The following is a 24937-nucleotide window of genomic DNA, read 5'->3' on the forward strand; positions in this document are numbered from 1 at the left end:
GGAGCGGGAAACGAGACTCGAACTCGCGACCCCGACCTTGGCAAGGTCGTGCTCTACCAACTGAGCTATTCCCGCATCATCATCGCGACTACCTGAACCGGCGTAACCTTCACGCGGGGATAAACGCTGATGCTTTACTGCTGCGCACCACACGAAATTCTTCATCGGTACGGGGTGCGCATTATACGAGAATTCGTTTTTGCCGCAAGCCTCTTATCGCAAAATTTTGCGCTTTCAGCGCGTTTGCTGCTTTAATCGACAAAATGATGCTTTACTGTGCATTTCATGCCGTTAAAGCTGTAAAAAATGCTCGCGATAGTACGCCAGCTCCGCGATTGACTCGCGAATATCATCCAGCGCCTGGTGCGTACCCGCTTTTTTAAAGCCCGGCAGGATCTGCGGTTTCCAGCGTCGCGCCAGCTCTTTCAGCGTGCTGACATCCAGATAGCGGTAATGGAAGTAGGCTTCCAGCTCTGGCATATAGTTAAACAGAAAACGGCGATCCTGACCGATGCTGTTGCCGCAAATCGGTGAAGTGTTGGCAGGCACCCACTGCTGCAGAAACGCCAGCGTGGCTTGTTCTGCCGCCCGATCGTCATACTGACTCGTTTTGACCCGCTCCACCAGGCCACTGCCGGTATGGGTGCGCACGTTCCACTCATCCATCAGAGCCAGCTGCTCATCAGACTGATGCACCGCCAGTACCGGCCCCTCTGCGAGCACATTTAAGTTTGCGTCTGTAACGATCGTCGCGATCTCAATAATGCGATCGCGAAGCGGATCGAGTCCGGTCATTTCAAGGTCGATCCAGATCAGGTTATTTTCGTTTCCAGCTGTCATCTATTTTCCATCCATTGCCAGTGTCGTCATTCGACCGCGTTAAGGTGTATCATAGACGTTTTGCCCAGCGGGGCGAAGCCTGGCGAAAGCGTGAGAGGATGCGTGAGCAAAAATAAACTGTCGAAGGGTCAACAACGTCGCGTAAGCGCAAACCATCAGCGTCGTCTGCAGCAACGGAGTGAAAAACCGGAGCCTGATGATAGCCTGTTTGGCGATGCGTCTGAGGGCGTGGTGATCAGCCGCTTTGGCATGCACGCAGATGTCGAAGACCAGGCGGGCGAAGTGCATCGCTGTAATATCCGCCGCACTATCCGCTCGCTGGTTACCGGCGATCGCGTTGTATGGCGTGCAGCGAATGAAAATGGCGGTAAAGGTATCGTTGAAGCGGTACACGAGCGTAAAACCGTGCTGACCCGCCCCGATTTTTATGACGGCGTAAAGCCTATCGCGGCCAATATCGATCAGATCATGATCGTGTCAGCTATTTTGCCGGAGCTTTCGCTCAATATTATCGACCGCTATCTGGTCGCCAGCGAAACGCTGGGTATTGAGCCGTTACTGGTACTCAACAAGATCGATCTGCTGGATAGTGACGCGCGTGCGTTTGTTGATGAGCAGATGGATATCTATCGCCATATCGGCTATCGCGTGCTGATGGTCTCCAGCTACGCACAGGATGGCCTGAAAGATCTGGAAGCGGCACTGACCGGGCGCGTCAGCATTTTTGCCGGCCAGTCAGGCGTGGGTAAATCGAGCCTGCTGAACCGGCTGCTGGGACTGGATGTTGCCGGCAGTGAGATTCTGACCAATGATGTGTCGGATGTGTCCGGACTGGGTCAGCACACCACGACCGCCTCACGTCTTTACCACTGCCCGCACGGCGGCGATGTGATCGACTCGCCCGGAGTGCGTGAATTTGGCCTGTGGCACCTTGAGCCGGAACAGGTTACCCGCGGATTTATCGAATTCCGCGAATTTCTCGGCAGCTGTAAGTTCCGCGACTGCAAGCACGATACCGATCCCGGCTGCGCAATCCGTGAAGCGGTAGAGAATGGCCTGATCAACGCGTCGCGCTTTGATAATTACCACCGTATTCTTGAGAGTATGGCGCAGGTAAAAACGCGTAAAAACTTTTCTGCCGATGAAGATTGATCGGTAAAACGACATAGTCGCTAACTCACCGGGGCGCTGCTACAATCCGCCCCCCTTTTTTACGTAAACCACAGGTATTAAGCCAGGAGGCAACGGTGTTTGATCGTTTTAAACTCGGCCTGAATCATATTCTGCCCAAGAAGGCGCTGACCGAACTCGCCGGCTGGGGCGCCAGTCGCCGCGGTGGCTGGCTGACCAAAGCGGTCATTGATGCTTTCGTCTGGTTCTATAAAGTTGATATGGCGGAAGCCAGTAAGCCACATACCGGCAGCTATCGCACGTTCAACGATTTCTTTGTCCGCCCGCTGAAAGAGGGTGCGCGCCCTGTCGATCCTGACGCCTCGCTGCTGGCGCTGCCGTGTGATGGCGCGATCAGCCAGCTGGGCCGCATCACCGGCGATCAGATTTTTCAGGCGAAAGGACACTACTATACGCTGCAGGCGCTGCTGGCAGGTAACGACGAGCTGGCAGAGAAGTTTATTGATGGGGAGTTCGTTACCACTTATCTTGCCCCGCGCGACTACCACCGCGTGCATATGCCCTGCAACGGCATTCTGCGTGAAATGATCTACGTGCCGGGCGACCTCTACTCCGTTAACCCGCTCACGGCGCGCAATATTCCTAATCTGTTTGCGCGTAATGAGCGCGTTATCTGCGTATTTGATACCGATCACGGCCCGATGGTGCAGATTCTGGTGGGTGCCACTATCGTCGGCAGTATTGAAACTGTCTGGGCAGGAACCGTGACGCCGCCGCGTGAAGGTGTGATCAAACGCTGGCGCTATCCTTCTGCCGAACATGATGGTGCGGTCGTACTGCTGAAAGGTCAGGAAATGGGCCGTTTCAAGCTGGGTTCAACCGTGATCAACCTGTTCGCTCCTGACCGGATAAAACTGGCGGAAAGCCTGGAGGCGGAAAGTAAAACGCGTCTCGGCCAGCCGCTGGCTATTGCACTGCCGCAGTCTGGCGACAGCGCCCCGCTGACTCAATAATCAGAGACCTGCTCCCGTGCGCGCTTTCCTTGTTCTACTGCTGAGCCTCGTGCTCAGCAGCCCTCTCTGTGCCGCCTCCCTCCCCTCCACTACGCAACTGCAGCAGGAGCTGGATGAGGCGAAATCCGCTAAAAACAGTCCTGCACAAACCGAACAGGTGCAGGCGCTGGAAGCGGCCATCAATTTTCTCTCTGAACGCAGCGACTCGCTGGAGCGGGCGAAGCAGTATCAGCAGGTGATCGACGATTTTCCCCGGCTGGCACGCGAACTGCGCCAGCAGATCGCCACGCTGAACGAGACCAGCAAACCCGTACGCAGCAACATGAGCAATGCGGAACTGGATCAGGAAATACTCCAGGTCAGCAGCCAGCTGCTGGAAGAGGGACGGCAGGCGCAGCAGGAGCAGGACCGCGCACGTGAAATCAGCGACTCGCTGGCGCAGCTGCCGCAGCAGCAGACTGATGCGCGCCGTGCCATGACGGAGAATGAGCGTCGCGCGCAGGGCATTTCAAACAACGCGTCACCCCTTGCCCAGGCGCAGGTGTATGCCCGTCAGGCGGAAAGCGCAGCGAGCAAAGCCCGGGTGGATGAGCTGGAGCTGGCGCAGCTTTCAGCCAATAACCGTCAGGAGCTGGCCCGCATGCGGGCAGAAGTGCATCAGCGGAAAGCCACGCAGCTGGATAACTATCTGCAGGCGCTGCGCAGCCAGCTGAACAATCAGCGTCAGCGCGAGGCGGAACTGGCGCTGGAGCGCACGGAGCAGCTGGCGGAAAACAGCGGCGATCTGCCGCCCACCATTAGCGAGCAGCTGCGTATTAATCGTCAGCTCTCTGCCGATCTGAATCAGCAGGCGCAGCGTATGGATCTGGTCGCCTCCCAGCAGCGTCTGGCAACTAATCAGACGCTGCAGGTGCGCCAGGCGCTGAGCACGCTGCGCGAGCAGTCACAGTGGCTGGGCGCCTCTAATTTGCTGGGTGAAGCGCTGCGCGCGCAGGTAGCCCGTCTGCCCGATATGCCAAAAGCACAGCAGATCGATAGCGAAATGGGCGAGCTGCGGGTACAGCGGCTGCACTATGAGTCACTGCTCGAGCGTCAGCAGACATTGCGTAAAGAGAAGCAGGAAGATGGCACGCCTTATACCAGCGAACAGAGCCGGATCCTGGACGCGCAGCTGCGCACCCAGCGTGAACTGCTTAATTCGCTGATCTCCGGCTGCGATACGCTGATTCTGGAGATCACTAAGCTGCGGGTGTCAAACACGCAGCTGCAGGATGCGCTCAGCGAAGTTAAAGAGGCGACGCATCGTTACCTCTTCTGGACGGCAGATGTCAGTCCGGTGGGCCTGAAGTATCCCCTTGAGGTAGCAAGCGCCCTCACCCGCCTGCTGTCGCTGGATACGCTGGGTCAGATGGGCAAAGCGCTGGCCATGATGTTTACCAGTCGCGAAACGGTGCTGCCGATTATGGGTGCCGTGCTGCTGGTGGGTTTCAGCATCAGCTCACGCCGCCACTACAACGCGTTTATGGCGCGCGCCGCCAGCCGCGTGGGCAAAGTGACACAGGATCGCTTCAGCCTGACGCTGCGGACGGTATTCTGGTCCATTCTGGTGGCGCTGCCGCTGCCGGTGCTCTGGGCGGCACTGGGGTATGGCCTGCAGCATGCGTGGCCCTATCCGTTTGCCGTGGCGATAGGGGATGGCATTACCGCCACGCTGCCTCTGCTGTGGGCGTTTATGATCAGCGCCGCCTTTGCCCGTCACGACGGCCTGTTTGTCGTGCATTTTCGCTGGCCGCAGACGCGGGTGGCGCGCGCCATGCGCTACTATTCGCTGACGGTTGGGCTGATTGTACCGCTGATCATGCTGCTGATCGCCTTTGGCAATCTGGAAGATCCGCAGTTTTCCGCGACGCTGGGACGACTCTGTTTTGTGCTGATTTGCGGTGCACTGAGCATTGTCACGGTCAGCCTGAAGCGCGCCGGTATTCCGCTTTATCTTGATAAAGAGGGCAGCGGTGATAATTTTGTCAATCGCATCCTGTGGAACCTGATGATCGCCATTCCGCTGGTGGCCGCTTTTGCATCCTGCATCGGCTATCTGGCAACCGCCCAGGCGCTGCTGGCTCGCCTGGAAACCTCAGTCTGTATCTGGTTCTTCCTGCTGGTGATTTATCACATTATTCGCCGCTGGATGCTGATTCAGCGCCGACGCATTGCGTTCGATCGCGCCCGCCAGCGTCGCGCTGATATGCTGGCCAATCGCGCCCGCAGTGAAGAAGAAAAAGAGCAGCAGAGCGCCACCAATACTGACACCATTGAAATTGATGAGCCGGTGATTGACCTCGATGCCATCAGTGCGCAGTCGCTGCGGCTGGTGCGCTCTATCCTGACGCTGATTGCACTGGTATCGGTGATCCTGCTCTGGTCGGAAATCCACTCCGCGTTTAGCTTCCTCGATAACATTCCGCTCTGGGATGCCAGTACCACGGTTCAGGGCGTTGAGAGCGTGCAGCCTATCACGCTGGGTGCGGTGCTTATCGCCATTCTGGTGCTGATCATCACCACGCAGCTGGTCCGCAATATGCCTGCGCTGCTGGAGCTGGCGCTGCTGCAGCATCTCAGCCTCGCGCCGGGTACCGGCTACGCCATTACAACGCTGACCAAATATGCGCTGATGCTGATGGGGGGCCTGATAGGCTTCTCAATGATTGGCGTGGAGTGGTCAAAGCTGCAGTGGCTGGTCGCTGCACTGGGTCTTGGGCTCGGATTTGGCCTGCAGGAGATTTTTGCCAACTTTATCTCCGGCCTGATTATCCTGTTTGAGAAACCGATCCGCATCGGCGATACCGTCACCATTCGCGATCTTACCGGCAGCATTACGCGTATTAACACCCGCGCGACCACCATTACCGACTGGGACCGGAAAGAGATTATCGTGCCCAATAAAGCGTTTATTACCGAGCAGTTTGTGAACTGGTCTTTGTCAGATTCCGTTACGCGTGTGGTGCTGACGATACCGGCGCCGGCGCGCGTAAACAGTGAAGAAGCCACCACCATACTCAAACAGGCGGCCGAGCGCTGCACCTACGTGCTGGATATGCCGCCGCCGGAAGTTTACCTGGTGGACCTGCAGCAGGGTATTCAGCTGTTTGAGCTGCGCGTGCATGCGGCAGAGATGGGCCATCGCATGCCGCTGCGGCATGAGCTGCATCAGCTCATTCTGCGGGGCTTCGCGGAGCACAATATTGAGATGCCTTTCCCGCCCTTCCAGGTGCGTATGGAAACGCTGGGACGCAAAACGCCTGCCGGCAATGGCACGGCGGCGACGCAGACCTTCAAATCTGGCGGACTGTAACAAAAACGCCCGGCTTCAGCCGGGCGTTTCACACTGCGTAACAGGAGTTACTGCTTCACAAACTCTTCACCCTGCGCAATATCTTTTTTCAGCGTCTCCAGCATGCCGTTCAGCGCCTGCTGTTCAAATTCGCTCAGCGTGCCCAGCGGGCGACGTTCGGCAATCCCGTTTTTTCCCAGCAGCAGCGGCTGAGAGAAGAAGCGCGCATATTCACCGTCGCCTTCGACATAGGCGCATTCAACTACATTGGCCTCACCCTGCAGCGCACGGATCAGCGACAGACCAAAGCGTGCGGCGGCCTGCCCCATTGAGAGAGTCGCCGATCCGCCACCCGCTTTGGCTTCTACCACTTCGGTGCCGGCGTTCTGAATACGCTTTGTAAGATCGGCGATCTCCTGCTCGCTGAAGCTGACGCCCGGCACCTGCGACAGCAGCGGCAGAATGGTCACGCCAGAGTGGCCGCCCACGACCGGCACCTCTACTTCTCCTGGCTGTTTACCCTTGAGCGCAGCGACAAAGGTATTAGCACGAATGACATCCAGCGTGGAGACGCCAAACAGTCGGTTTTTATCGTAAACGCCGGCTTTTTTCAGCACCTCTGCGGCGATCGCCACGGTGGTATTAACCGGATTAGTAATGACGCCAATCAGCGCTTTGGGCGCCGTGCTGGCTACCTGCGCGATCAGGTTTCGGACAATGCCCGCGTTAACGTTAAACAAATCCGCGCGATCCATGCCGGGCTTACGCGCTACCCCGGCAGAAATCAGGACCACGTCGGCCCCCTTCAGCGCAGGGGTGGCATCTTCACCGCTGAAACCTTCAACCGTCACAGCGGTAGGGATATGGCTGAGATCGACCGCCACGCCAGGCGTGACCGGTGCAATATCATAGAGAGAGAGGGCGGAACCCGCGGGTAACTGCGTTTTGAGCAGCAGAGCCAGCGCCTGGCCAATACCGCCAGCGGCTCCGAGAACGGCAACTTTCATCCTGAACTCCTTATTAAGATGGGGCAAAGATATGCCAGAAATCCATCAGCTTACGAGTTTAGTCAACATCTCAGGCGATAGCGACATAGCCGTTGCGCACAGGCAGCCTGCTGCTATCTGCTTCCGATACCGCTCTGTTTCAGAAGCGCCTGAATGATCTTATCGCAGCCAGCAGAGATATACGGCTTTGATCGTCGATCTGGTTGTTACCACGTCAATAGTATAACAACTTTGCAACCTCTGCTTTGCGCGTCAGCGCGCGATTTTGGTGCGTAGCCAGTTTCTGCTAGAATGCCCGTCCCGCGCGGACGTATGGCGAAAGTCGCTGCTGACGCATTGCATAAAAATTCATCTAAATGCATAATAATTTATCAGCTGCAGGCTTGTTGCCTGCTGCGCCTCTCATTCATTGGTAGCTTATGCGTAATCCTTCAAAACAAGACGACCTTATCAAGGCATTTAAAGCCTTGCTTAAAGAAGAAAAATTCAGCTCTCAGGGCGAAATCGTGCAGGCGCTGCAGGAAGATGGCTTTGAAAATATCAATCAGTCAAAAGTCTCCCGCATGCTGACAAAGTTTGGCGCGGTGCGTACGCGCAACGCGAAAATGGAGATGGTTTACTGCCTGCCCGCTGAACTGGGCGTCCCTACCGCTACCAGCCCGCTGAAAAACCTGGTGCTGGATATCGATTACAATGAAGCGCTGGTTGTGATTCATACCAGCCCGGGCGCCGCGCAGCTGATTGCCCGCCTGCTCGATTCTCTCGGCAAAGCAGAAGGAATTCTGGGTACTATTGCCGGTGATGACACCATTTTCATCACGCCGGCGCGTGCTTTTACCGTTAAGCAGCTCTATGACGCGGTACTGGTGCTGTTTGAGCAGGAGCTGTAACACTTCTTTGCCGGTGGCCAGTCTGCCGGCACCTTCTGGCGTTCAGATACCTGATGTCCTCTGTTACTTCGCCCCGCCTTTATCGCTAAAGGTTATCAGGCTGGCTGATATAGGTCAGACCTTTAAGCTCCTGTTACTCTCAGCCATATATTCTCCTGCCTGTAACCGCTCTTTCGCCCGTTTTAACTAATTTTCTCGCCAGCGTGCAGCGGCATTGACCATAAACTTTGGCACGAAAAGTTAATTTGACGCAGATCACTGTTTTTGCGAAAAAAAAGCGCTTAACGGATGAAAAATAGCCAATTTTAATAACTTAACGTTATAAAAAGGTGGCATAAGGATAAAGGATAACAACGAAACATTATTAGCGAAGTATTAATTTCCCGCGTGATTAGATCTATACTTCTTTTCGTGACGCAAATCACACTAACTAAAAAGATAAAAATCACAGACGAGGAAAATACCATGAACGTTAAAGCGGCTATCGCCACCCTAAGCATTCTTTCTGCACTCTCATTTGGCGCTTCTGCAGCAGATTCTATTTCTGCCGATCAGGCAGCGAACCTGCAGTCTGCCGGCACCATCAGCGTCAGCGGCGTGGGCGGCTCGCCAATGGATATCCACCAGCAGCTGAATGCGAAAGCTGATGCGCAGGGCGCAAAAGCGTATCGTGTTATCGAGGCTTATAACGACAACACATACCACGCTACAGCTGAACTCTATAAATAACTGTCAACCGGCGTGATACAACGCCGATGCTAATCGACGACCCGCTTACTCTGGTGTAGCTGCAGGTTGTTGATGCTAACGAGGAGATACATCATGAAAATCAAAACAACTCTTGCAACGGCTGGCCTGCTCTCTCTGTTTGCCTTTGGCGCCTCTGCGGCTCAACTGGTTACCAGTGAATCAGCACAAAATCTGCAGCCTGCTGGCAGCACCATCTCAATCAGCGGTACCGGCGGTTCACCAATGGATTATCGCGAACAGCTTTCTCAGAAAGCTGATGCGCAGGGCGCCAGCGCTTACCGCGTCATCGAAGCGCGTACCGGCGACAGCTATCACGTGACCGCCGAACTCTATAAGTAATTCCTCGTCACCCCTGACGAACCCTTTGGCCCCGCTTTGCGGGGCCCTTTTTGGGTTGTATTACTGAGCGGTAAAGCGGAGCTGGCCCTCCAGCTCCTCTTCTGCCTTTTCAAATAGCAGGATCAGTGCGCTATACCGGCGTTTCTGCCCTCTCCCCAGATTAACGAAGACAATTTCCAGCGGCAGCGGAAGCTGTTCACCGGTCATCACCCGCCAGAGATCGTCCGGATCGCGAATAGCGGCCTCGTTCAGCATAAAGCGCTCGCCAAACTGACTGTAGAAGTGGGCCTGATCGACGATTTCATCAAAATCGAAACGCTCGGTTCGCATGCTGTATCCTCCTGCTAAGAGAGACCGCCCAGATGCAGCGCTTTGACTTCCAGGTACTCTTCAATACCCAGCACTGAGCCTTCGCGTCCCAGACCTGATTCTTTAATCCCGCCAAACGGCGCTACCTCAGTAGAGACCGCGCACTCATTAATACCGATCATCCCCGCTTCCAGCGCGGCAGCGACGCGGAACACCCGCTGCAGATTCTGCGTATAGAAGTAGGCAGCCAGACCATATTCGGTATCATTCGCCCGCCCGATTACCTCCTCTTCGCTGCTGAAGCGGAAGCAGGCCGCAACCGGACCAAATGTCTCCTCCTGCGCCAGCATCATGCTCTCCTGCGCCCCGGCAATGACCGTGGGCTGCCAGAAATTGCCGCCCAGCGCATGCCGTTCGCCACCGGTGACAATTCGGCCACCTTTACGCACCGCATCCTGCACATGCTCTTCAACTTTTTCCAGCGCGGAGGCAGCGATCAGCGGGCCGACGATTACGCCTTCATCCATACCGTTCCCGACTTTGAGCTGCTTAACCGCTTCTGCCAGCTGCGTAACAAAGCGATCGTAAATCTGCTCATGGATATAAAAACGATTCACGCTCACGCAGACCTGACCGGCATTGCGGAATTTATTGGCAATCGCACCCTGTACCGCAGCGTCAATATCCGCATCTTCAAAGACGATATATGGCGCGTTGCCGCCCAGCTCCATGGAGACCTTTTTCATCGTCTCAGCCGCATTGCGCATCAGCGTTTTGCCCACGGCAGTGGAACCGGTAAACGAGATTTTGCGCACCGCGCGTGAGGCCATGATAGCGTCGCTGATCGCCTGGGTATCGCCCGCGACGGCATTGAGCACGCCGTCCGGCACGCCAGCCTGCTGCGCCAGGGCTATCAGGGCAAAGGCGCTGAGCGGTGTATTGTTCGCCGGTTTAATAATCCCGGTGCAGCCTGCGGCCAGCGCCGGCCCAAGCTTACGGGTCAGCATCGCCATCGGGAAATTCCAGGGGGTAATCGCCGCGACCACGCCAACCGGTTCACGCGTGGCCAGAATACGCGAGCCGGGTTTAGCGGGCGGAATAATCTCGCCGTTAGCGCGCTTTGCCTCTTCTGCAAACCACTGAATAAAGCTCGCGGCATACTCTACTTCGCCTTCCGCCTCTTTGACCGGCTTACCCTGCTCGGCGGTCATCAGCTCTGCAAGCCAGCGTTTGTTTTCCACGATCAGCTGATACCAGCGCATCAGGATCCCGGATCGCTCTTTGGCCGTTTTATCCCGCCAGCCGGGGAAAGCGCGCTGCGCGGCAGCGATCGCCTGTTCGGTTTCCGCTTTACCCGCTTTGGCGACGCGGGCAATCACCTCGCCGGTCGCCGGATTGGTTACGTCAAACGTCGCGGAGGCGGCATGCCATTGACCCGCAGCGAAGAAGCCGGTTTTGAAGAGTTCATGTTGCTGCAAAGAAGCGGACATCAGTATTCTCCTGTCAGTATGCATCCGTCAGGAAAGTATAGATGGCAACGCGCAGCCGATTTGTGTCAGCGTGGCATAAACCCGCCGCCGCCCGGGGCGGCAGGCTTAAATCTGGATGAGGGTGTTCTGATATTTGTCCAGCATCTGCGTCAGGCGGGCGACCGGCTCCGTGACGCTGGCAGGGGCACTATAATGCGCCAGCTTCTCCTGATAGCCAGCCAGCTCCTGCAACAGCGTTTTGAACGCGTCGCGTCGCTTATCATCGCTGCTGGCTGAGATAACCCGATCCGCGGTGTGTCGCAGCTGCCGGTGATAGGCGGAGAGCTCCGCATTGACCGGCACTTCTGCATTACGCAGCCGCTGATGACCAATAATCAGCGTCAGGGCGATACGGTATTTATCGATATCGCCCGGAAACAGATTGAGCAGCAGAAAAAGCTGCTGATAAAGCGCCGGCAGATGGTTTTCCCGGCGCCGGGCCTGATTCGTCGTCAGCGCTGCAACAGCAGCATACATCAGGCGATTCAGCAGTTTGCGGCCGGTACGCGCTTTGGATTTATCGCGAATCAGCAAAATCACCATCATGGCGACAAAGCTGCCGATCCACTGCCCCAGCGCGTTATCCAGAAACACGTTGAATTCAAACTTCATCGGGTTATCCAGCACCAGCACATTGATTGTGCCGATCAGCGCGCCCAGCGTGCCAATCTGCCGCCGCTGCACAAAGATACCGCCGACAAAGCCGAGCAGGCCGATGGCGATGCAAAGCAGCAGCGCACTCTGCTGCGTGGCAGGCAGAACCCAGGTGAAGTAGAACAACCCGAGCGGCACGGCGACCGCCATACCGTAAAAGAAATCTTTGGCCATCATCAGCGGATTGGGCATGCGCATCGCCAGTGCGGTGATCACCCCCAGCATGACCATGCAGCCGCTGCCGGAGGTCCAGCCGGTATAGAGCCAGAACAGGGCCCCCAGCGCGGTGGCGACAAAGGTGCGAATACCGTTGATCATCGCATGGTGAGTTTCAGCCGAACGGGCCTGAACGATAATCTCCCGCTGCAGGATGTTCTCTTCAAGGGCGCTGATACGGCTGTTGCATTTAATCCCTTTGATCAGCAGCAGATATTCAGTCGCTGCTCCGGTCCAGCTCGCCAGCGTGACCGGAACCGTTTTGCTGCTGTCGCTGATAACGCGACGCAGCACTTTCATGCGCTTATGCACCTCACCGGCGCTGTTTGCCTCTTTTTCCAGCAGCAGCCGGAACTGCGGCGGAATATAGTCGGGCCGGGAGTTCTGGATAAGAAACGTCTCAGCGGCCTGCGTAATCAGCGTCAGCGACAGCGTATTAAGCATCTTTAGCCGGCGACTGCTGTTCTGCCAGCGAGACGACTCCATCATCAGCTGGCTGCGCATGCCGTTCAGGGCAGTGGTGCGGCGTACCAGCGCGCTCCAGGCTTTGTCCACCTCATCTTTATCTTCATGCGCAACGCAGAGCTGCAGCAGTTTATAATGCGCCACCAGCAGCGCATCCACTTCGGCATCGATGACTTTTTTAATGGAACGCGGTGAAAACAGCATATCTGCCAGAATCGCACAGAGGATCCCGAGCACAATTTCGCTGCAGCGCTCAACGGCAAACTGGGGGGCGAGCGTCAGCCCGCCGGTTGCGTCAGCGGTTACGACGATAATCAGCGCCGTGTAGCCTGCCAGCCCAAGCGCATAGGAGTTTTCGACTTTGATCAGCGAAGAGAGCCAGACGCAGAAACCGGCCCACATGCAGCACAGCAGCAACATCACGACCGGCGCACGCACGGTGGTGATCATGATAGTCAGCGCAGCGATACAGCCGATAAAGGTGCCGATAATGCGCAACACGCCGCGATAGCGCAGCGCGCCGGAGTAGGGATCGCCGCCGGCCGCAAAGGCGGTACCGCCAGCGACAATACCGGCCGTCATCACCGCCCAGCGCGGCGTTTCCAGATGAAAGTGAAAGCCAATCATCAGCGCGGCTACCAGCGCAAACGTCAGCTTGATCGGGAAACGCAAAAACTCAATCATCACGCCCCCGCTTAACCAAACTCACGCAGGCGATTGAAGAATTGCGCCAGCGGCGAGGCGTTGGTCTGCCGATCCTGCTCACCGGTGATCACCACGGTCGCGGTTGTGCCTGCCGGGAAGCGGTTGCCAGGCTGGGCATCAAGACGGATACGCACCGGCACGCGCTGCGCCAGGCGCACCCACTCCAGATTAGAGTCCACCGTTGCCATACCTTTATTATCAATGCTGCTGCTGCTGTTGGTCACCCCGGCAGCCACGCTGTCCACCGTGCCGCGTAACACGGTATTGCTGCCCAGCGGCGTGACTTCAGCGCGAAAGCCCGGACGCACGCCGCTGAGTTTGGTCTCTTCCATATAAGCCAGCACGTAGAAAGAGTGCTGCTGTACCAGCGCGACCGCCACGGAGCCGCGCGTAATGAACTCACCCTCATAGACATTGAGGTTGGTCACCCAGCCATCAGAGGGGGCTTTGATCGTGGTACGGTCGAGATCGATAACCGCCAGATCGCGGGTAGCGATCGATTTCGCCAGCTGATGTTCACTGGTCTGCAGATCGCTGTTAGCCTGTTCAATCGCCTCACGCGACATCGCGCTGGTACCGAGCTGATTACGGCGTCCCGCCTCGCGGCGTTTTTCACTCACCAGCGCCTGATAGTAGTCCACGTCTGCCTGCGCCTGCGCCAGCGCTTTCTGATAGCGCGGCCGGTCGACGATAAACAGCGTATCGCCCTTTTTCACCAGCTGGTTATCATGTACCGGCACGTCGGTGATCAGACCGGTGACATCAGGTGCGATAGCCACCACATCCGCAGAGAATTTAGCATCGCGTGTCCACGGGGATTCGGTGTAGAACACCCAGGCGCGGAAGACAATCACGACGGCGATGATAACCAGCAGGAGCGTAATCGCGTAACGCGCGATTTTTCTTATGAGCGCTTTCACTTAAAACCTCAGATGAATAGACGGGATACAAGATAAAACACACAGCAATACAGGGCCGTGTTAAACAGGGCCGGATGCCAGACCAGATCGTAGATCCCGCTTGGCGTCAGCACACGTTTCACCAGCCAGAACAGCGCCAGCGAAACCAGTAGTTCAATGAAGATGGGCGGGAAAGATAGCCCGAATACGACAAATACCGGAAGCACACTCATTTCGGTTCCTTAGTTCGACCTTGCCGGGATCGCACCGCTTTTACCCCCACGCTGTGCCGCACCGGGAATGGTTAAGCAGGCAGCAGAAAAATGGCAGTAACCTTCAGGCCGCCCTGCGCTAATCATAGCGTATCATCAGCCTGTCTGGTCCGTAACGGAATGCAGTGCATAAACCCAGCGCGCGTATAATAACGTGCCTGACTATATGTTTTCTACAAATCGTGACATAAATCACTTTTTAATCCGAATAAATAATCGCACGACTTAGCACGATGTCTGTTTTTGCCAAAGTGGCTGAATCGGAGGCATTTATAGCTGACGCAGCCACAAAAAAGGCTGCCCGCAGGCAGCCCTTATAGTGACAGAGGTTCAGCACCTCAGGCGGTGCCGCCTACGGTGATTTTGTCCAGCTTCAGCGTCGGCTGGCCCACGCCAACCGGGACGCTCTGTCCCTCTTTACCGCATACGCCGACGCCTTTATCCAGCGCCAGATCGTTACCGACCATTGAGATTTGCTGCATCGCTTCAATGCCGGAGCCAATCAGCGTAGCGCCTTTGACCGGCCGGGTAACTTTACCCTTCTCAATCAGATACGCCTCTGAGGTAGAGAAGACAAATTTGCCCGAGGTGATATCGACCTGACCACCGCCAAAGTTAGGCGCATAGAGGCCATATTCCACGCTTTCGATGATCTCCTGCGGCGTGGACTTGCCCGCCAGCATGTAGGTATTAGTCATGCGCGGCATCGGCAGATGCGCATACGATTCGCGCCGGCCGTTACCGGTTGGCGGCACACCCATCAGGCGGGCGTTAAGCTTATCCTGGATATAGCCCTTCAGGACGCCATTTTCGATCAGCATGTTGTACTGACCCGGAACGCCCTCATCATCCACCGCCAGCGAGCCACGCAGCCCCTCCAGCGTGCCATCATCCACCACGGTGCAGAGTTCCGAAGCAACCAGCTGCCCCATCTTGCCGCTGAATACCGACGTTTCACGACGGTTAAAGTCGCCCTCAAGGCCATGTCCTACCGCTTCGTGCAGCAGCACACCCGGCCAGCCAGCGCCCAGCACGACCGGCAGCGCGCCAGCTGGGGCTGCAACTGCAGAGAGGTTAACCAGCGCCATACGCACCGCTTCGCGCGCCCAGGCGTCAGCCCGGACGTCACCGCTCTCATCGGCGAGGAAAAATTCATAGCCGGTACGCGCGCCGCCGCCGCTTGAGCCGCGCTCGCGCTTGCCCTGATCTTCCACCTGCACGCTGATTGACAGACGCACCAGCGGACGAATATCGGCTGCCAGCGTCCCATCGGTTGCCGCAACCAGCACCTGTTCATAAACGCCGCTCAGGCTGGCATTGACCTCCTGTACGCGCGGGTCGGCCGCGCGCGCCACGCGGTCTACGCGATGCAGCAGGGCGATTTTATCTTCGCGCGTCAGGCTGTCGAGCGGGTTAACCGGCGCATAGAGCGAACGTTGCATTACTGCCTGCAGCGTATGTGCGGTGCCATTGCCCTGCTCGCGTACGATACTGCGCGCGGCTTCCGAAGACTGCCGTAGCGCATTCAGGGTGATCTGGTCTGCATAAGCGAAGCCGGTTTTTTCACCGCTTACGGCACGTACGCCAACGCCCTGATCGATATGGTAGGAGCCATCTTTAATAATTTTATCTTCCAGCACCCAGGATTCATGGAAGCTGGACTGAAAATAGAGATCGGCATAATCCAGACGACGTTCTGAAAGCTGCCCTAACAGGGAATGGAGGTCCTGCTGATTAATGCTGTTCGCAGCTAGTAACTGCTCACTTACCAGATTCAGAGTCATCGTTTCTCACTCATTATGTGCTCAGATAGTCATAGCCTGCGGCAATTCCCCGACGGCGTCAAATTCACTTGCTGCCGGCGTCGCGCGCTTTGCGCAGCACTTCACTGATTTCCGGTTTATCCAGCGGGCCGCTGATGTGATAGCGCAGCAGGGAAATCTTGTTCCAGAGCGGTCCCAGTACCTTGCTGGCGGCAAAAACGGCGGCGCCAACCACCGGATTGATTGCAAACGCCGTTGCCACACCGACCGACGCGGAGATCTCCGGCGCCACGACCGCTTCCATATCAATTTTCCGCTGTACCAGATCGATCCGGCCCTGCATCGCGATATCCGCTTCCAGCCCATCTACCAGCAGGTTATCGGTGCGCATGACGCCGTTTTCGATCCAGGCGGTGCCGTTGATTGAATCAAAATAGAAGCCATCGCTGAAGGTGTCGCTGAAATCCAGACGCAGCTTGCGCAGCAGCGCATCAAAACTGACCAGACGCAGCAGCTGTCCTGCCCGTCCGGTATTAACGTCGGCAATCTCTCCTTTGCCAAAGTGCGTTTTCAGCGTGCCGCTCAGCGACGCCTCAGCAGGCTGCCAGGGCGCGGCGCGCCAGTGCAGGTCATAATCCACGTTAAACGGCGCGTCGCGCAGCGGCGTGTTCATACCGAACCAGTTAGTGGCGTCATTGATATTGCTGCCGCTCAGGCGTCCCTTCAGCGAGGTGCGCGGATTGCCCGGCGAGTTAACCCATTCGCCACTGATGCTGAGCCGGGCGCTGCCGCTGTCCACAATTCCGTTAGTGAGTGCTAACGTCTCTCCGCGCGGCGTCAGCGTCGCAGCCATCTGTCCGAACTTCTGTCCGCGCAGCCAGCACTCATCGCAGTTAAGCTGCAGCGCAGGCCACTGGCTGAAATCGATCCCGCTGTCGCCGCTGAACGGTGATGACGCCTGTTTGCTGCCGGTCTCTTTCCATTGCGGATTGTAATAAAGGTAGTTCAGATTGATGCGCCACGGTGCACGCTGCGCTGTTGTCAGCGTGCCGCGCGCTTCACGACTCTCCAGCTTCAGCTGCGCATCACCGCCCGCGCCCTGCAGCAGAGTGGCGCTGAGATCGTGCCACTGCTGCCCGCCCAGCGTCAGGGCTGGCGTATGCAACGTGACATCGCCAGGTAAGCCGACCCCGCCCACCTGCGTGGCGCCCTCTCCGCTGCCGCCCGCTCCGGCCAGAACACCGAGCCAGGCTTCTCCATCCAGCGGCGGCAGGTTTAATACCATACCGCGCTGCGCCGGGAGCGCAGGCGTTGCCGTGGTCTGGTTCTGCCAGATGCCGCGTTCGACGCGCAGCTGCGGCTCCAGCAGCCAGCGGCTGTTAAAGCGGTGCATCTCGCCCACGCTGCCGCTGAGCATAAAGCCGTTCAGATCGCCTTTAGCCTTAACCGTCACCGGCAGCGCCTCACCGGCAGATTTGGTCAGCGGCGCAGGTAAGTGACTGCTTACTGCTTTGCCATCGCCTCTGAGATCGACGCTGTAGTTCGCACCTCCGCTATGCGGCAGCGTAATAGCCACATCGCCCTGCCAGGCGAGTGAACCGCTGAGCTGACGCGCTACCGCCGCTGGCATCACGCTGAGACGCGCGGGCTGCCAGTCGCCCAGCAGGTGGACGTTAACGCCAAAATCCTGCGGATTCTCCTGCGTGCTGAAGGTCACGCCCAGCGGCTGACCAAACCAGTTTGCCTGCATCTCTTCGCTTTCAAGGTTGCCGTTGTTATAGCGGAAACGCCCTGTCAGCTGCGTCAGCGTGCTCTTCAGCGGTTTAATATGCAGCGTGTTGTTATTCATCACCACGTTGCCGCTGGCGTGTACCTGTTCGCCATCCAGCGGGATCTCCAGGTTGAGCGTGCTTTTGACGTTGCCCCCAACCTGCAGCTGCTGCAGCGCCGCGCCGAGCGACGATTTCAGCGGCGTCTCATTAAAGTAGGCGCCGATATCCGCCCCCTGCCCGCTCAGATCGCCGGCGATCAGCAGTTTCTCTTTAAGATAATCCGGAATAACGGCCGTGACGTTACGCGCTTCGACCTTGCCCAGGCGCGCGTTATCGGCGCGCATCCACAGGCCGTCATTCACAAAATCGAGATCGATATCCAGATCCTGCAGAGCTGGCCAGCCCGGCTGAAAGCGAAACGCGGCATTACGCAGCGGCACCTGAACTTCAAACATGCCGTCGTTATGCTTAAACGGGAACAGGCGCGGATCGCCGGCGAACAGCAGCGTGGCGTTATCCGTCTCCCCGCCTTTTATCGCTTCGCTCAGGTAGCGCGTCAGGTTATGCCCCATCAGCGGTTCCGGCAGATAGCGCCACGCATCGCCTGCATCGGTTACGCGAATGCCGGCCAGAATATCGAGCCGTGGTGCAGTGTCACTGTTTTGCTGATAGCGGAAATCACCGCGCGCCCACAGCGACCGCGCCTGCACATCCAGCTGGTGTCCGGCCAGCGTCAGGCCATGACGGTCACGCAGCCAGCTCAGCTGGCCACTCAGCTGATGAATATCCAGCGGCGCCTGGAACATATCACCATAGGGCACTTCAGCCTGTCCCATGCGGAGATCAACCTGACCATTGCTGACGCTGCCGCTGGCGCGCCCGCTGAGATTGCTGATGCCTGGCAGCAGCTTCCAGTTATGCCACGCCAGATCGCGCCACGTCGCCTGCAGTCGCGTCTGCTCCGGCTGCGCCAGAGGAATATCCAGTGCCAGCGTATCGATATAACCGCGCGGCTGCAGTGCACGCCAGGTATCCAGCAGCGTCGGCGAGAGCGGGCCAATCAGCGGCACCAGCGGCGCAAACCGCTGCAGGTCCAGCCGGGTAGCACGCACGCGGATCTCCGCTGCCGCTTTATCCTGAGGTTGCCACAGCAGCGCAATCCGGCCGGGCGCCCAGGCCACGCCATCGGTGCTGAGCCGGGTCTGCGGTATATTCAGGCTCCAGCCGTCGCGGAAGCGCGCCAGGTGTGCGGTCAGTCCGTCAATCTGCAGCTGATGATCGCGCTGCTCGCCGCGCCAGCGCGCCCCACCCTGTTTGATCAGCACATCGCCCGCATAGAGTTCGCCATCGCGCAGGCTGGCCCACGCCGCCAGGCTGATACGCGCGCTCTCCAGACTGGTGTTATCACGCAGCCAGCGGCCAATCCAGGGACGCACATCCACATCGTCTGCCTGCATCCAGATGCGACCGTCGTTCAGCAGGCCACGGGTATCCTTTAAATCCAGCCTGACCTGCACCACGCCATGCTGGCCGGTAAAGCTGCTGAGGCTGACCTCGCCTTCAGCGCGATGCCGGCTGGCTTCATTCAGCCAGGTAAGGCGCGGTATCGCCAGCTCGGCATGCTGGCCTGAAGGCGTCAGAAAGCGGATAGTGCTGTCGCGCAAATCGAAGTGATCGAACTGGCGCAGGAAGAGGTCGTTGATCTGAGCAGGCTTGATGCTGGTAGTATCGCTGTCGCGGGTAAACAGCGGCCGCTCCGTCGCCAGACGCAGCTGCCAGAAGGTGAGATCGCGGAACTGCCAGCGCCAGTGCAGCAGCGACTGCCAGACATCCAGCGCAAGAGTGACGCGGCCAATGTGCAGTTCGCCATCCTGCTTCATATCAATGCGCAGATCGCGTACCTGCAGCGTCGGGCCAAAATTCTGCCACGTTCCCTGCAGTTCGCTGGCGTCTGCGTTGACGCCGCTGATGCGTGAAACCGTCTGCAGAATGTCGCTGCGATAGCTGTTGAGATGCGGCATCACCAGACGCAGCCCGCTCACCAGCAGCGCCACAATGACAATCACTGTGGCGATCAGCAGTAACAAAATCCCTGGCAACCGCCTCACACATCTCTCCTTGCTGGTCACTGGATAATAACGTCTGGCCGCAGGCCTTACATCATGACGACGTCAAACTGCTCCTGAGTATAGAGCGGTTCAACCTGAACTTTGACCTGTTTGCCGACAAAGATTTCGACTTCGGCCAGCGCATGCGACTCATCTGTTTTCAGCGCCTCGCCTACCGCCGGCGAGACGTAAACCAGAAAGCGGTCGGAGTCATAGGCGTGATGCACGCGTACAATTTCACGCATGATTTCATAGCAGACGGTCTCTACGGTTTTCAGCGAGCCGCGTCCTTTACACACCGGGCAGTCGGCACAGAGCACATGCTCAATGCTTTCACGCGTTCTTTTACGGGTCATCTCCACCAGGCCCAGCGCTGAAAAGCCATGGATCCCGGTTTTGACCCGATCTTTACTCAGCGCACTCTCCAGCGAATGCAGCACGCGACGGCGGTGATCGTCATTACTCATGTCGATAAAGTCGATAATGATAATACCGCCGAGGTTACGTAACCGCAGCTGACGGGCAATAGCTTGCGTCGCTTCGATATTCGTATTAAATATGGTTTCATCCAGGTTACGGTGGCCAACAAACGCTCCGGTGTTGATATCTACCGTGGTCATCGCCTCCGTCTGATCGATAATCAGGTAGCCACCCGATTTAAGCTCGACCTTGCGCTCCAGCGAACGCTGAATCTCATTTTCTACATCATAGAGATCGAAAATAGGCTGCTTGCCGCTGTAATGCTCTATTTTGCCCGCCATTTCAGGAATATATTCGCTGGTAAATTCCACCAGCAGATCGCAGGTCAGACGCGAATCGACGCGAATGCGATCCAGCGCGGCGCCGGCAAAATCGCGCAGCACACGCTGCGCCAGCGCCAGTTCGCCATAGAGCAGGCAGCGCGTCTGGTTACGCTTTTTGCGCTCGCTGACTTTGGTCCACAGGCGTTTGAGAAACGCCGCATCCTGCGCCAGCTCTTCTGCGCCGATGCCTTCCGCAGCGGTACGAATAATAAAACCGCCCAGATCGTCACAGTAGGCAGCAACCACCGCTTTCAGCCGTTCGCGCTCCGCCTCACTTTCAATACGCTGTGAAACACCCACGTGTGATGCGCCGGGCATAAAAACCAGATAGCGGGACGGCAGCGTGATATCGGTGGTCAGGCGTGCGCCCTTGGTGCCGAGCGGATCTTTCACTACCTGCACCATCAGATCCTGCCCCTGGCGTACCAGCTCGGCGATGTCGCGTACAACAAAATTTTTCTTTTCATCGCCGGCAACACACTCGGTGTGCGGCATGATGTCGGAGGCGTGCAGAAAGGCGGCTTTATCCATGCCAATATCGACAAAGGCGGCCTGCATACCCGGCAGCACGCGGCTGACCCGGCCTTTGTAGATGTTGCCAACAATGCCGCGTCGCGCTTCGCGCTCAATATGAATTTCCTGCAAAATGCCGCCATCAATATAGGCAACGCGCGTTTCCGAAGGTGTCACATTTACCAGCAGTTCAGCCGTCATTCTGTCCCCTTAATGCACGCAGCGACTGAAAATGGCTCAGCAGCTCTGTGGTTTCCACCAGCGGTAGTCCCACTACGGCGTAGTAGCTGCCATTAATCGTGCGCACGAAATTACCGCCCAGACCCTGAATGCCATAGGCGCCCGCCTTATCCATCGGTTCGCCACTGGCGATATAGTGCGCGATTTCATCAGCGGTCACGTTGCGGAAGGTCACATCGGTAAGCACCAGGCAATCCAGCAGCGTCTCGCTGTCAGCCAGCGCTATCGCGGTCATCACCTGATGCGTCTGTCCGGAGAGCCTTGCCAGCATCTCTGCGGCGTGTTCCGCATCACGCGGTTTTTCCAGTACGTCACCATTCAGCACCACAATCGTGTCCGCGCCCAGTACCGGCAGATCCCGGGGCGCCATAGCGACACCGGCGCGGGCTTTATCCGCCGCCAGTCGGCGAACGTAATGTTCAGCCGCTTCGTCGGGCTGACGCTGCTCTTCGGTATGGGTTAACAGACGCTCAAACTGCAGCCCAAGCTGCGTAAGCAGCTCGCGCCGGCGGGGCGAGCCGGAAGCCAGATACAGGGTAATCATTGTGTTCCTTACTGAACGGCAAACTGCCGGCGGATCTTTCTCATCAATAAGAATAGCCAGGGCCAGAGGATGCCGTCGACCACGCTACTCCAGAAAATTTCTGGCCGGAATGAGACGTCTATGACCAGGAATTCAGCCCAAAAAACAATGACATCTACTGCCAGTGAAAGAACCATAACCATTAACGCCTGCTGCCACAATGCGAGGTTGCGGAACAGCTGGAATTTAAAGGCGACCAGGTAGGCGATGATACTGAAAGCCAGCGCGCGTACGCCCAGCGTGGAGCCGGCAATCAGATCCATAACGGCACCGAGAAAAAACCCGGTGCCGACGTTGACCCGATGCGGCAGCGCCAGCACCCAGTAGATCAGAATAAGCAGCAGCCACGACGGCCGGAACATATAGAACTGCTCCGGCCACGGCATGATTTGCAGAATTAATGCCAGCAGAAAAGAGAGCCAGATTACCCACCGTCCCTGACTGCGATATCGGCTCAAGGCTGGCCCCCACGCGTGTTCGCCGGCGTGCTCTGTGAACTTCCGCTGGCCGCAGAGGATGGCGGTCCTATCTGCTGACTCTGCTGCATCCCCGCGGGCGCCGGCGGCCCCATTTCGCCCGCCGGTGGCAGCACCTGAGGCATCATCTGCATCAGACGCTCGTTCGCTACGCGATGTACCTCATCCGGTGCCATCGGCATATCGCCATTTTTATCTGCTCCCCACAGCAGCAGCAGGTAGCGCAGACGCTGCAGCCCGGCAGTCGGACGCGCCTGAATGACCGTATAGGCGCGCTGGGTATCAACCTTGACTGACGACACGACGCCGACCGGATAACCTTCCGGGAACCGGCCGCCGAGGCCGGATGTCACCAGCACGTCGCCGACGCGAATATCAGTATTGCCTGGCAGATGCTCCAGCTGCAGATCTTCGCTGCAGCCGTTACCGGCAGCAATAACGCGAATATCGTTACGCAGCACCTGAATCGGCAGCGCGTGAGAGGCGTCGCAGATCAGCAGCACGCGGCTGGTCAGCTGGCCAACGGCCACCACCTGCCCGACAACGCCTTTATCGCTGATCACCGGCTGACCTTCGTAAACGCCGTTTACGCTGCCCTTATCGATCACCACCTGATCGGTATAAGGATCGGTGCCGGTTGAGATCACCTGCGTCACCATTTTGTGCTCATCCTGACGCAGCGGCGATCCAAGCAGCTCGCGCAGGCGGGCATTTTCCTGCTTATATTGCCCCAGCATCAGCAGATCGCTGTTTTTCAGGAAAAGCTCGCGGCGCAGCGCTTTGTTCTCCAGCTCCAGCTGCTGACGGGATGCCAGCGTATCCGACACGCCGTCAAGCAGCTGTCGCGGGCCGTTGGCCAGAAAATAAAATGGGCTGACTGACGTGTCCAGATAGTTGCGGATCCGGGAGAAAGTACTTACGCGGCTGTCGGCGATGATAATCGCAATTGCCACGATAACGGCCAGAAAGAGACGCAACTGCAGGGAAGGCCCCCTGCTAAAAATCGGCTTCATAAATTCTGCGAATTCCTCGACATCAGGGAAGAAGCACCAGTCCGCAGACCCGCGCCTCCAGGGCTGGACGCACTATGCCGTCATACGCAGCCGCGCCATTTACCCATGCCTGAACCGCCGCTGCATAATACAACGCTGCGTGCGGTTCAGTTTATGATGAGTATTGTCGCGATTCCCTGCGCAATATGACCATGGTCGCAGCCAGTGAGGAATTACTCCTCGCTGAACAGATCGCCACCATGCATGTCGATCATCTCCAGCGCTTTACCGCCGCCACGCGCTACGCAGGTCAGCGGATCTTCCGCTACCACGACCGGAATACCTGTCTCTTCCATCAGCAGGCGATCCAGATTACGCAGCAGTGCGCCACCGCCGGTCAGCACCATGCCACGCTCTGAAATATCAGAAGCGAGCTCTGGCGGACACTGCTCCAGCGCAACCATAACCGCGCTGACGATGCCGGTCAGCGGCTCCTGCAGCGCTTCAAGAATTTCATTTGAGTTCAGCGTAAAGCCACGCGGCACGCCTTCTGCAAGGTTACGGCCGCGCACTTCGATTTCGCGCACTTCGTCGCCCGGATAGGCTGAACCGATTTCATGCTTGATACGTTCTGCGGTGGCTTCACCAATCAGTGAACCGTAATTGCGGCGCACGTAATTGATGATAGCTTCATCAAAGCGATCGCCACCGATACGTACAGAAGAGGAGTAGACCACGCCGTTCAGGGAGATCACGGCGACTTCAGTCGTACCGCCACCGATATCCACGACCATAGAACCGGTTGCTTCAGAGACCGGCAGGCCGGCACCGATAGCCGCAGCCATCGGCTCTTCAATCAGGAAGACTTCGCGTGCCCCTGCGCCCTGCGCAGATTCACGGATAGCGCGACGCTCAACCTGGGTCGCGCCGACCGGTACACACACCAGTACGCGCGGACTCGGGCGCATAAAGCTGTTGCTGTGTACCTGCTTAATAAAGTGCTGGAGCATTTTTTCAGTCACGAAGAAGTCGGCAATCACGCCATCTTTCATCGGACGAATAGCGGCAATGTTGCCCGGCGTACGGCCAAGCATCTGCTTTGCGTCATGACCAACAGCCGCTACGCTCTTTGGGGAGCCGGCGCGGTCCTGACGGATAGCAACCACTGAAGGCTCGTTCAGCACGATGCCCTGTCCTTTTACATAAATCAGGGTATTCGCAGTACCCAGGTCAATGGACAAGTCATTGGAAAACATGCCGCGAAATTTTTTAAACATACTAAGGGATAATCCTGCAAGCTGGGGGCGGAAAATAAAATCCGCTTACTTTACCAACCA

Annotated in this window: 20 protein-coding genes and 1 tRNA gene; 6 read left to right on the forward strand and 15 right to left on the reverse strand. The window is 57.4% G+C overall.

Annotated elements, in window-relative coordinates:
• Window positions 1–2: 2 nt before the first annotated feature.
• Window positions 3–75 (reverse strand) — tRNA-Gly (locus FS690_RS17415).
• A gap of 216 nt (window positions 76–291) precedes the next feature.
• Window positions 292–840 carry an oligoribonuclease gene (orn, locus tag FS690_RS17420; protein ID WP_039380653.1) on the reverse strand — a complete coding sequence of 183 codons (549 nt, stop codon included), beginning with the start codon at window positions 838–840 and terminating at the stop codon, window positions 292–294.
• A 102-nt stretch (window positions 841–942) separates the two neighbouring features.
• Here orn and rsgA point away from each other — a divergent pair, with 102 nt between their 5' ends.
• From rsgA to mscM, 3 genes are all read left to right on the forward strand, one after another.
• The gene (gene rsgA / locus FS690_RS17425; RefSeq protein WP_039380655.1) at window positions 943–1992 is read left to right on the forward strand and encodes a small ribosomal subunit biogenesis GTPase RsgA; all 1050 of its coding nucleotides are present in this window, start codon (window positions 943–945) and stop codon (window positions 1990–1992) included.
• A gap of 95 nt (window positions 1993–2087) precedes the next feature.
• Complete coding sequence (gene asd / locus FS690_RS17430) at window positions 2088–2984, forward strand: archaetidylserine decarboxylase (RefSeq protein WP_071669170.1); 897 nt, start codon at window positions 2088–2090, stop codon at window positions 2982–2984.
• A 16-nt stretch (window positions 2985–3000) separates the two neighbouring features.
• Window positions 3001–6336, forward strand: coding sequence for a miniconductance mechanosensitive channel MscM (mscM, locus tag FS690_RS17435; protein ID WP_071669169.1), 3336 nt, complete (start codon window positions 3001–3003; stop codon window positions 6334–6336).
• Between the two features lie 47 nt (window positions 6337–6383).
• Here mscM and mdh read toward each other — a convergent pair whose 3' ends face one another.
• Window positions 6384–7322: a malate dehydrogenase gene (gene mdh / locus FS690_RS17440; RefSeq protein ID WP_039380662.1), complete on the reverse strand. Its 939-nt coding sequence runs from the start codon at window positions 7320–7322 to the stop codon at window positions 6384–6386.
• 419 nt (window positions 7323–7741) lie between these two features.
• Here mdh and argR point away from each other — a divergent pair, with 419 nt between their 5' ends.
• From argR to yhcN (FS690_RS17455), 3 genes are all read left to right on the forward strand, one after another.
• A complete protein-coding gene (gene argR, locus FS690_RS17445; protein WP_039380667.1) occupies window positions 7742–8212 on the forward strand; it encodes a transcriptional regulator ArgR in 471 nt (156 codons plus the stop codon).
• 465 nt (window positions 8213–8677) lie between these two features.
• Complete coding sequence (yhcN, locus tag FS690_RS17450) at window positions 8678–8941, forward strand: peroxide/acid stress response protein YhcN (RefSeq protein WP_039380669.1); 264 nt, start codon at window positions 8678–8680, stop codon at window positions 8939–8941.
• 93 nt (window positions 8942–9034) lie between these two features.
• Complete coding sequence (gene yhcN, locus FS690_RS17455) at window positions 9035–9301, forward strand: peroxide/acid stress response protein YhcN (protein ID WP_039380672.1); 267 nt, start codon at window positions 9035–9037, stop codon at window positions 9299–9301.
• 60 nt (window positions 9302–9361) lie between these two features.
• Here yhcN (FS690_RS17455) and FS690_RS17460 read toward each other — a convergent pair whose 3' ends face one another.
• The 12 genes from FS690_RS17460 to mreB form a co-directional block, all read right to left on the reverse strand.
• Window positions 9362–9631, reverse strand: a complete 270-nt coding sequence (locus FS690_RS17460) for a hypothetical protein (protein WP_094111849.1) — start codon at window positions 9629–9631, stop codon at window positions 9362–9364.
• A gap of 14 nt (window positions 9632–9645) precedes the next feature.
• A complete protein-coding gene (locus FS690_RS17465; protein WP_104085375.1) occupies window positions 9646–11100 on the reverse strand; it encodes an NAD-dependent succinate-semialdehyde dehydrogenase in 1455 nt (484 codons plus the stop codon).
• A gap of 105 nt (window positions 11101–11205) precedes the next feature.
• Window positions 11206–13158: a p-hydroxybenzoic acid efflux pump subunit AaeB gene (gene aaeB, locus FS690_RS17470; protein ID WP_094111847.1), complete on the reverse strand. Its 1953-nt coding sequence runs from the start codon at window positions 13156–13158 to the stop codon at window positions 11206–11208.
• Between the two features lie 11 nt (window positions 13159–13169).
• A complete protein-coding gene (aaeA, locus tag FS690_RS17475) occupies window positions 13170–14099 on the reverse strand; it encodes a p-hydroxybenzoic acid efflux pump subunit AaeA (protein ID WP_039380683.1) in 930 nt (309 codons plus the stop codon).
• 8 nt (window positions 14100–14107) lie between these two features.
• A complete protein-coding gene (gene aaeX, locus FS690_RS17480) occupies window positions 14108–14311 on the reverse strand; it encodes a p-hydroxybenzoic acid efflux pump operon protein AaeX (RefSeq protein WP_065648072.1) in 204 nt (67 codons plus the stop codon).
• Window positions 14312–14688: 377 nt separating this feature from the next.
• Complete coding sequence (gene tldD, locus FS690_RS17485; protein WP_039380688.1) at window positions 14689–16134, reverse strand: metalloprotease TldD; 1446 nt, start codon at window positions 16132–16134, stop codon at window positions 14689–14691.
• A 64-nt stretch (window positions 16135–16198) separates the two neighbouring features.
• A complete protein-coding gene (yhdP, locus tag FS690_RS17490; protein WP_145340015.1) occupies window positions 16199–19993 on the reverse strand; it encodes an AsmA2 domain-containing protein YhdP in 3795 nt (1264 codons plus the stop codon).
• Window positions 19994–20040: 47 nt separating this feature from the next.
• Window positions 20041–21510, reverse strand: a complete 1470-nt coding sequence (gene rng / locus FS690_RS17495; RefSeq protein ID WP_071669165.1) for a ribonuclease G — start codon at window positions 21508–21510, stop codon at window positions 20041–20043.
• Entirely contained in the window at window positions 21500–22093 is a 594-nt protein-coding gene (locus FS690_RS17500) for a nucleoside triphosphate pyrophosphatase (RefSeq protein ID WP_039380695.1), read from the reverse strand. Before FS690_RS17500 ends, rng begins: the two co-directional genes overlap by 11 nt.
• An 8-nt stretch (window positions 22094–22101) precedes the next feature.
• Window positions 22102–22590 carry a rod shape-determining protein MreD gene (mreD, locus tag FS690_RS17505; RefSeq protein ID WP_039380697.1) on the reverse strand — a complete coding sequence of 163 codons (489 nt, stop codon included), beginning with the start codon at window positions 22588–22590 and terminating at the stop codon, window positions 22102–22104.
• The gene (mreC, locus tag FS690_RS17510; RefSeq protein ID WP_145340016.1) at window positions 22587–23621 is read right to left on the reverse strand and encodes a rod shape-determining protein MreC; all 1035 of its coding nucleotides are present in this window, start codon (window positions 23619–23621) and stop codon (window positions 22587–22589) included. The genes mreD and mreC overlap by 4 nt, the downstream gene beginning before the upstream one ends.
• Before the next feature lie 212 nt (window positions 23622–23833).
• Window positions 23834–24877 carry a rod shape-determining protein MreB gene (gene mreB / locus FS690_RS17515; protein WP_003855260.1) on the reverse strand — a complete coding sequence of 348 codons (1044 nt, stop codon included), beginning with the start codon at window positions 24875–24877 and terminating at the stop codon, window positions 23834–23836.
• Window positions 24878–24937 lie beyond the last annotated feature (60 nt).

Origin of the sequence: Pantoea sp. PSNIH1, assembly GCF_007680655.1 — a bacterium.
Taxonomy (GTDB): Bacteria; Pseudomonadota; Gammaproteobacteria; order Enterobacterales; family Enterobacteriaceae; genus Pantoea; species Pantoea eucrina.

What these genes read in the sequence shown, in the direction of transcription:
- mreB (WP_003855260.1), bottom strand. Translation starts at nt 24,877, where the DNA reads ATGTTTAAAAAATTTCGCGGCATGTTTTCCAATGACTTGTCCATTGAC.
- FS690_RS17465 (WP_104085375.1), bottom strand. Translation starts at nt 11,100, where the DNA reads ATGTCCGCTTCTTTGCAGCAACATGAACTCTTCAAAACCGGCTTCTTC.
- aaeX (WP_065648072.1), bottom strand. Translation starts at nt 14,311, where the DNA reads ATGAGTGTGCTTCCGGTATTTGTCGTATTCGGGCTATCTTTCCCGCCC.
- mreC (WP_145340016.1), bottom strand. Translation starts at nt 23,621, where the DNA reads ATGAAGCCGATTTTTAGCAGGGGGCCTTCCCTGCAGTTGCGTCTCTTT.
- rng (WP_071669165.1), bottom strand. Translation starts at nt 21,510, where the DNA reads ATGACGGCTGAACTGCTGGTAAATGTGACACCTTCGGAAACGCGCGTT.
- FS690_RS17500 (WP_039380695.1), bottom strand. Translation starts at nt 22,093, where the DNA reads ATGATTACCCTGTATCTGGCTTCCGGCTCGCCCCGCCGGCGCGAGCTG.
- FS690_RS17460 (WP_094111849.1), bottom strand. Translation starts at nt 9,631, where the DNA reads ATGCGAACCGAGCGTTTCGATTTTGATGAAATCGTCGATCAGGCCCAC.
- argR (WP_039380667.1), top strand. Translation starts at nt 7,742, where the DNA reads ATGCGTAATCCTTCAAAACAAGACGACCTTATCAAGGCATTTAAAGCC.
- mdh (WP_039380662.1), bottom strand. Translation starts at nt 7,322, where the DNA reads ATGAAAGTTGCCGTTCTCGGAGCCGCTGGCGGTATTGGCCAGGCGCTG.
- tldD (WP_039380688.1), bottom strand. Translation starts at nt 16,134, where the DNA reads ATGACTCTGAATCTGGTAAGTGAGCAGTTACTAGCTGCGAACAGCATT.
- aaeB (WP_094111847.1), bottom strand. Translation starts at nt 13,158, where the DNA reads ATGATTGAGTTTTTGCGTTTCCCGATCAAGCTGACGTTTGCGCTGGTA.
- orn (WP_039380653.1), bottom strand. Translation starts at nt 840, where the DNA reads ATGACAGCTGGAAACGAAAATAACCTGATCTGGATCGACCTTGAAATG.
- yhcN (WP_039380669.1), top strand. Translation starts at nt 8,678, where the DNA reads ATGAACGTTAAAGCGGCTATCGCCACCCTAAGCATTCTTTCTGCACTC.
- yhcN (WP_039380672.1), top strand. Translation starts at nt 9,035, where the DNA reads ATGAAAATCAAAACAACTCTTGCAACGGCTGGCCTGCTCTCTCTGTTT.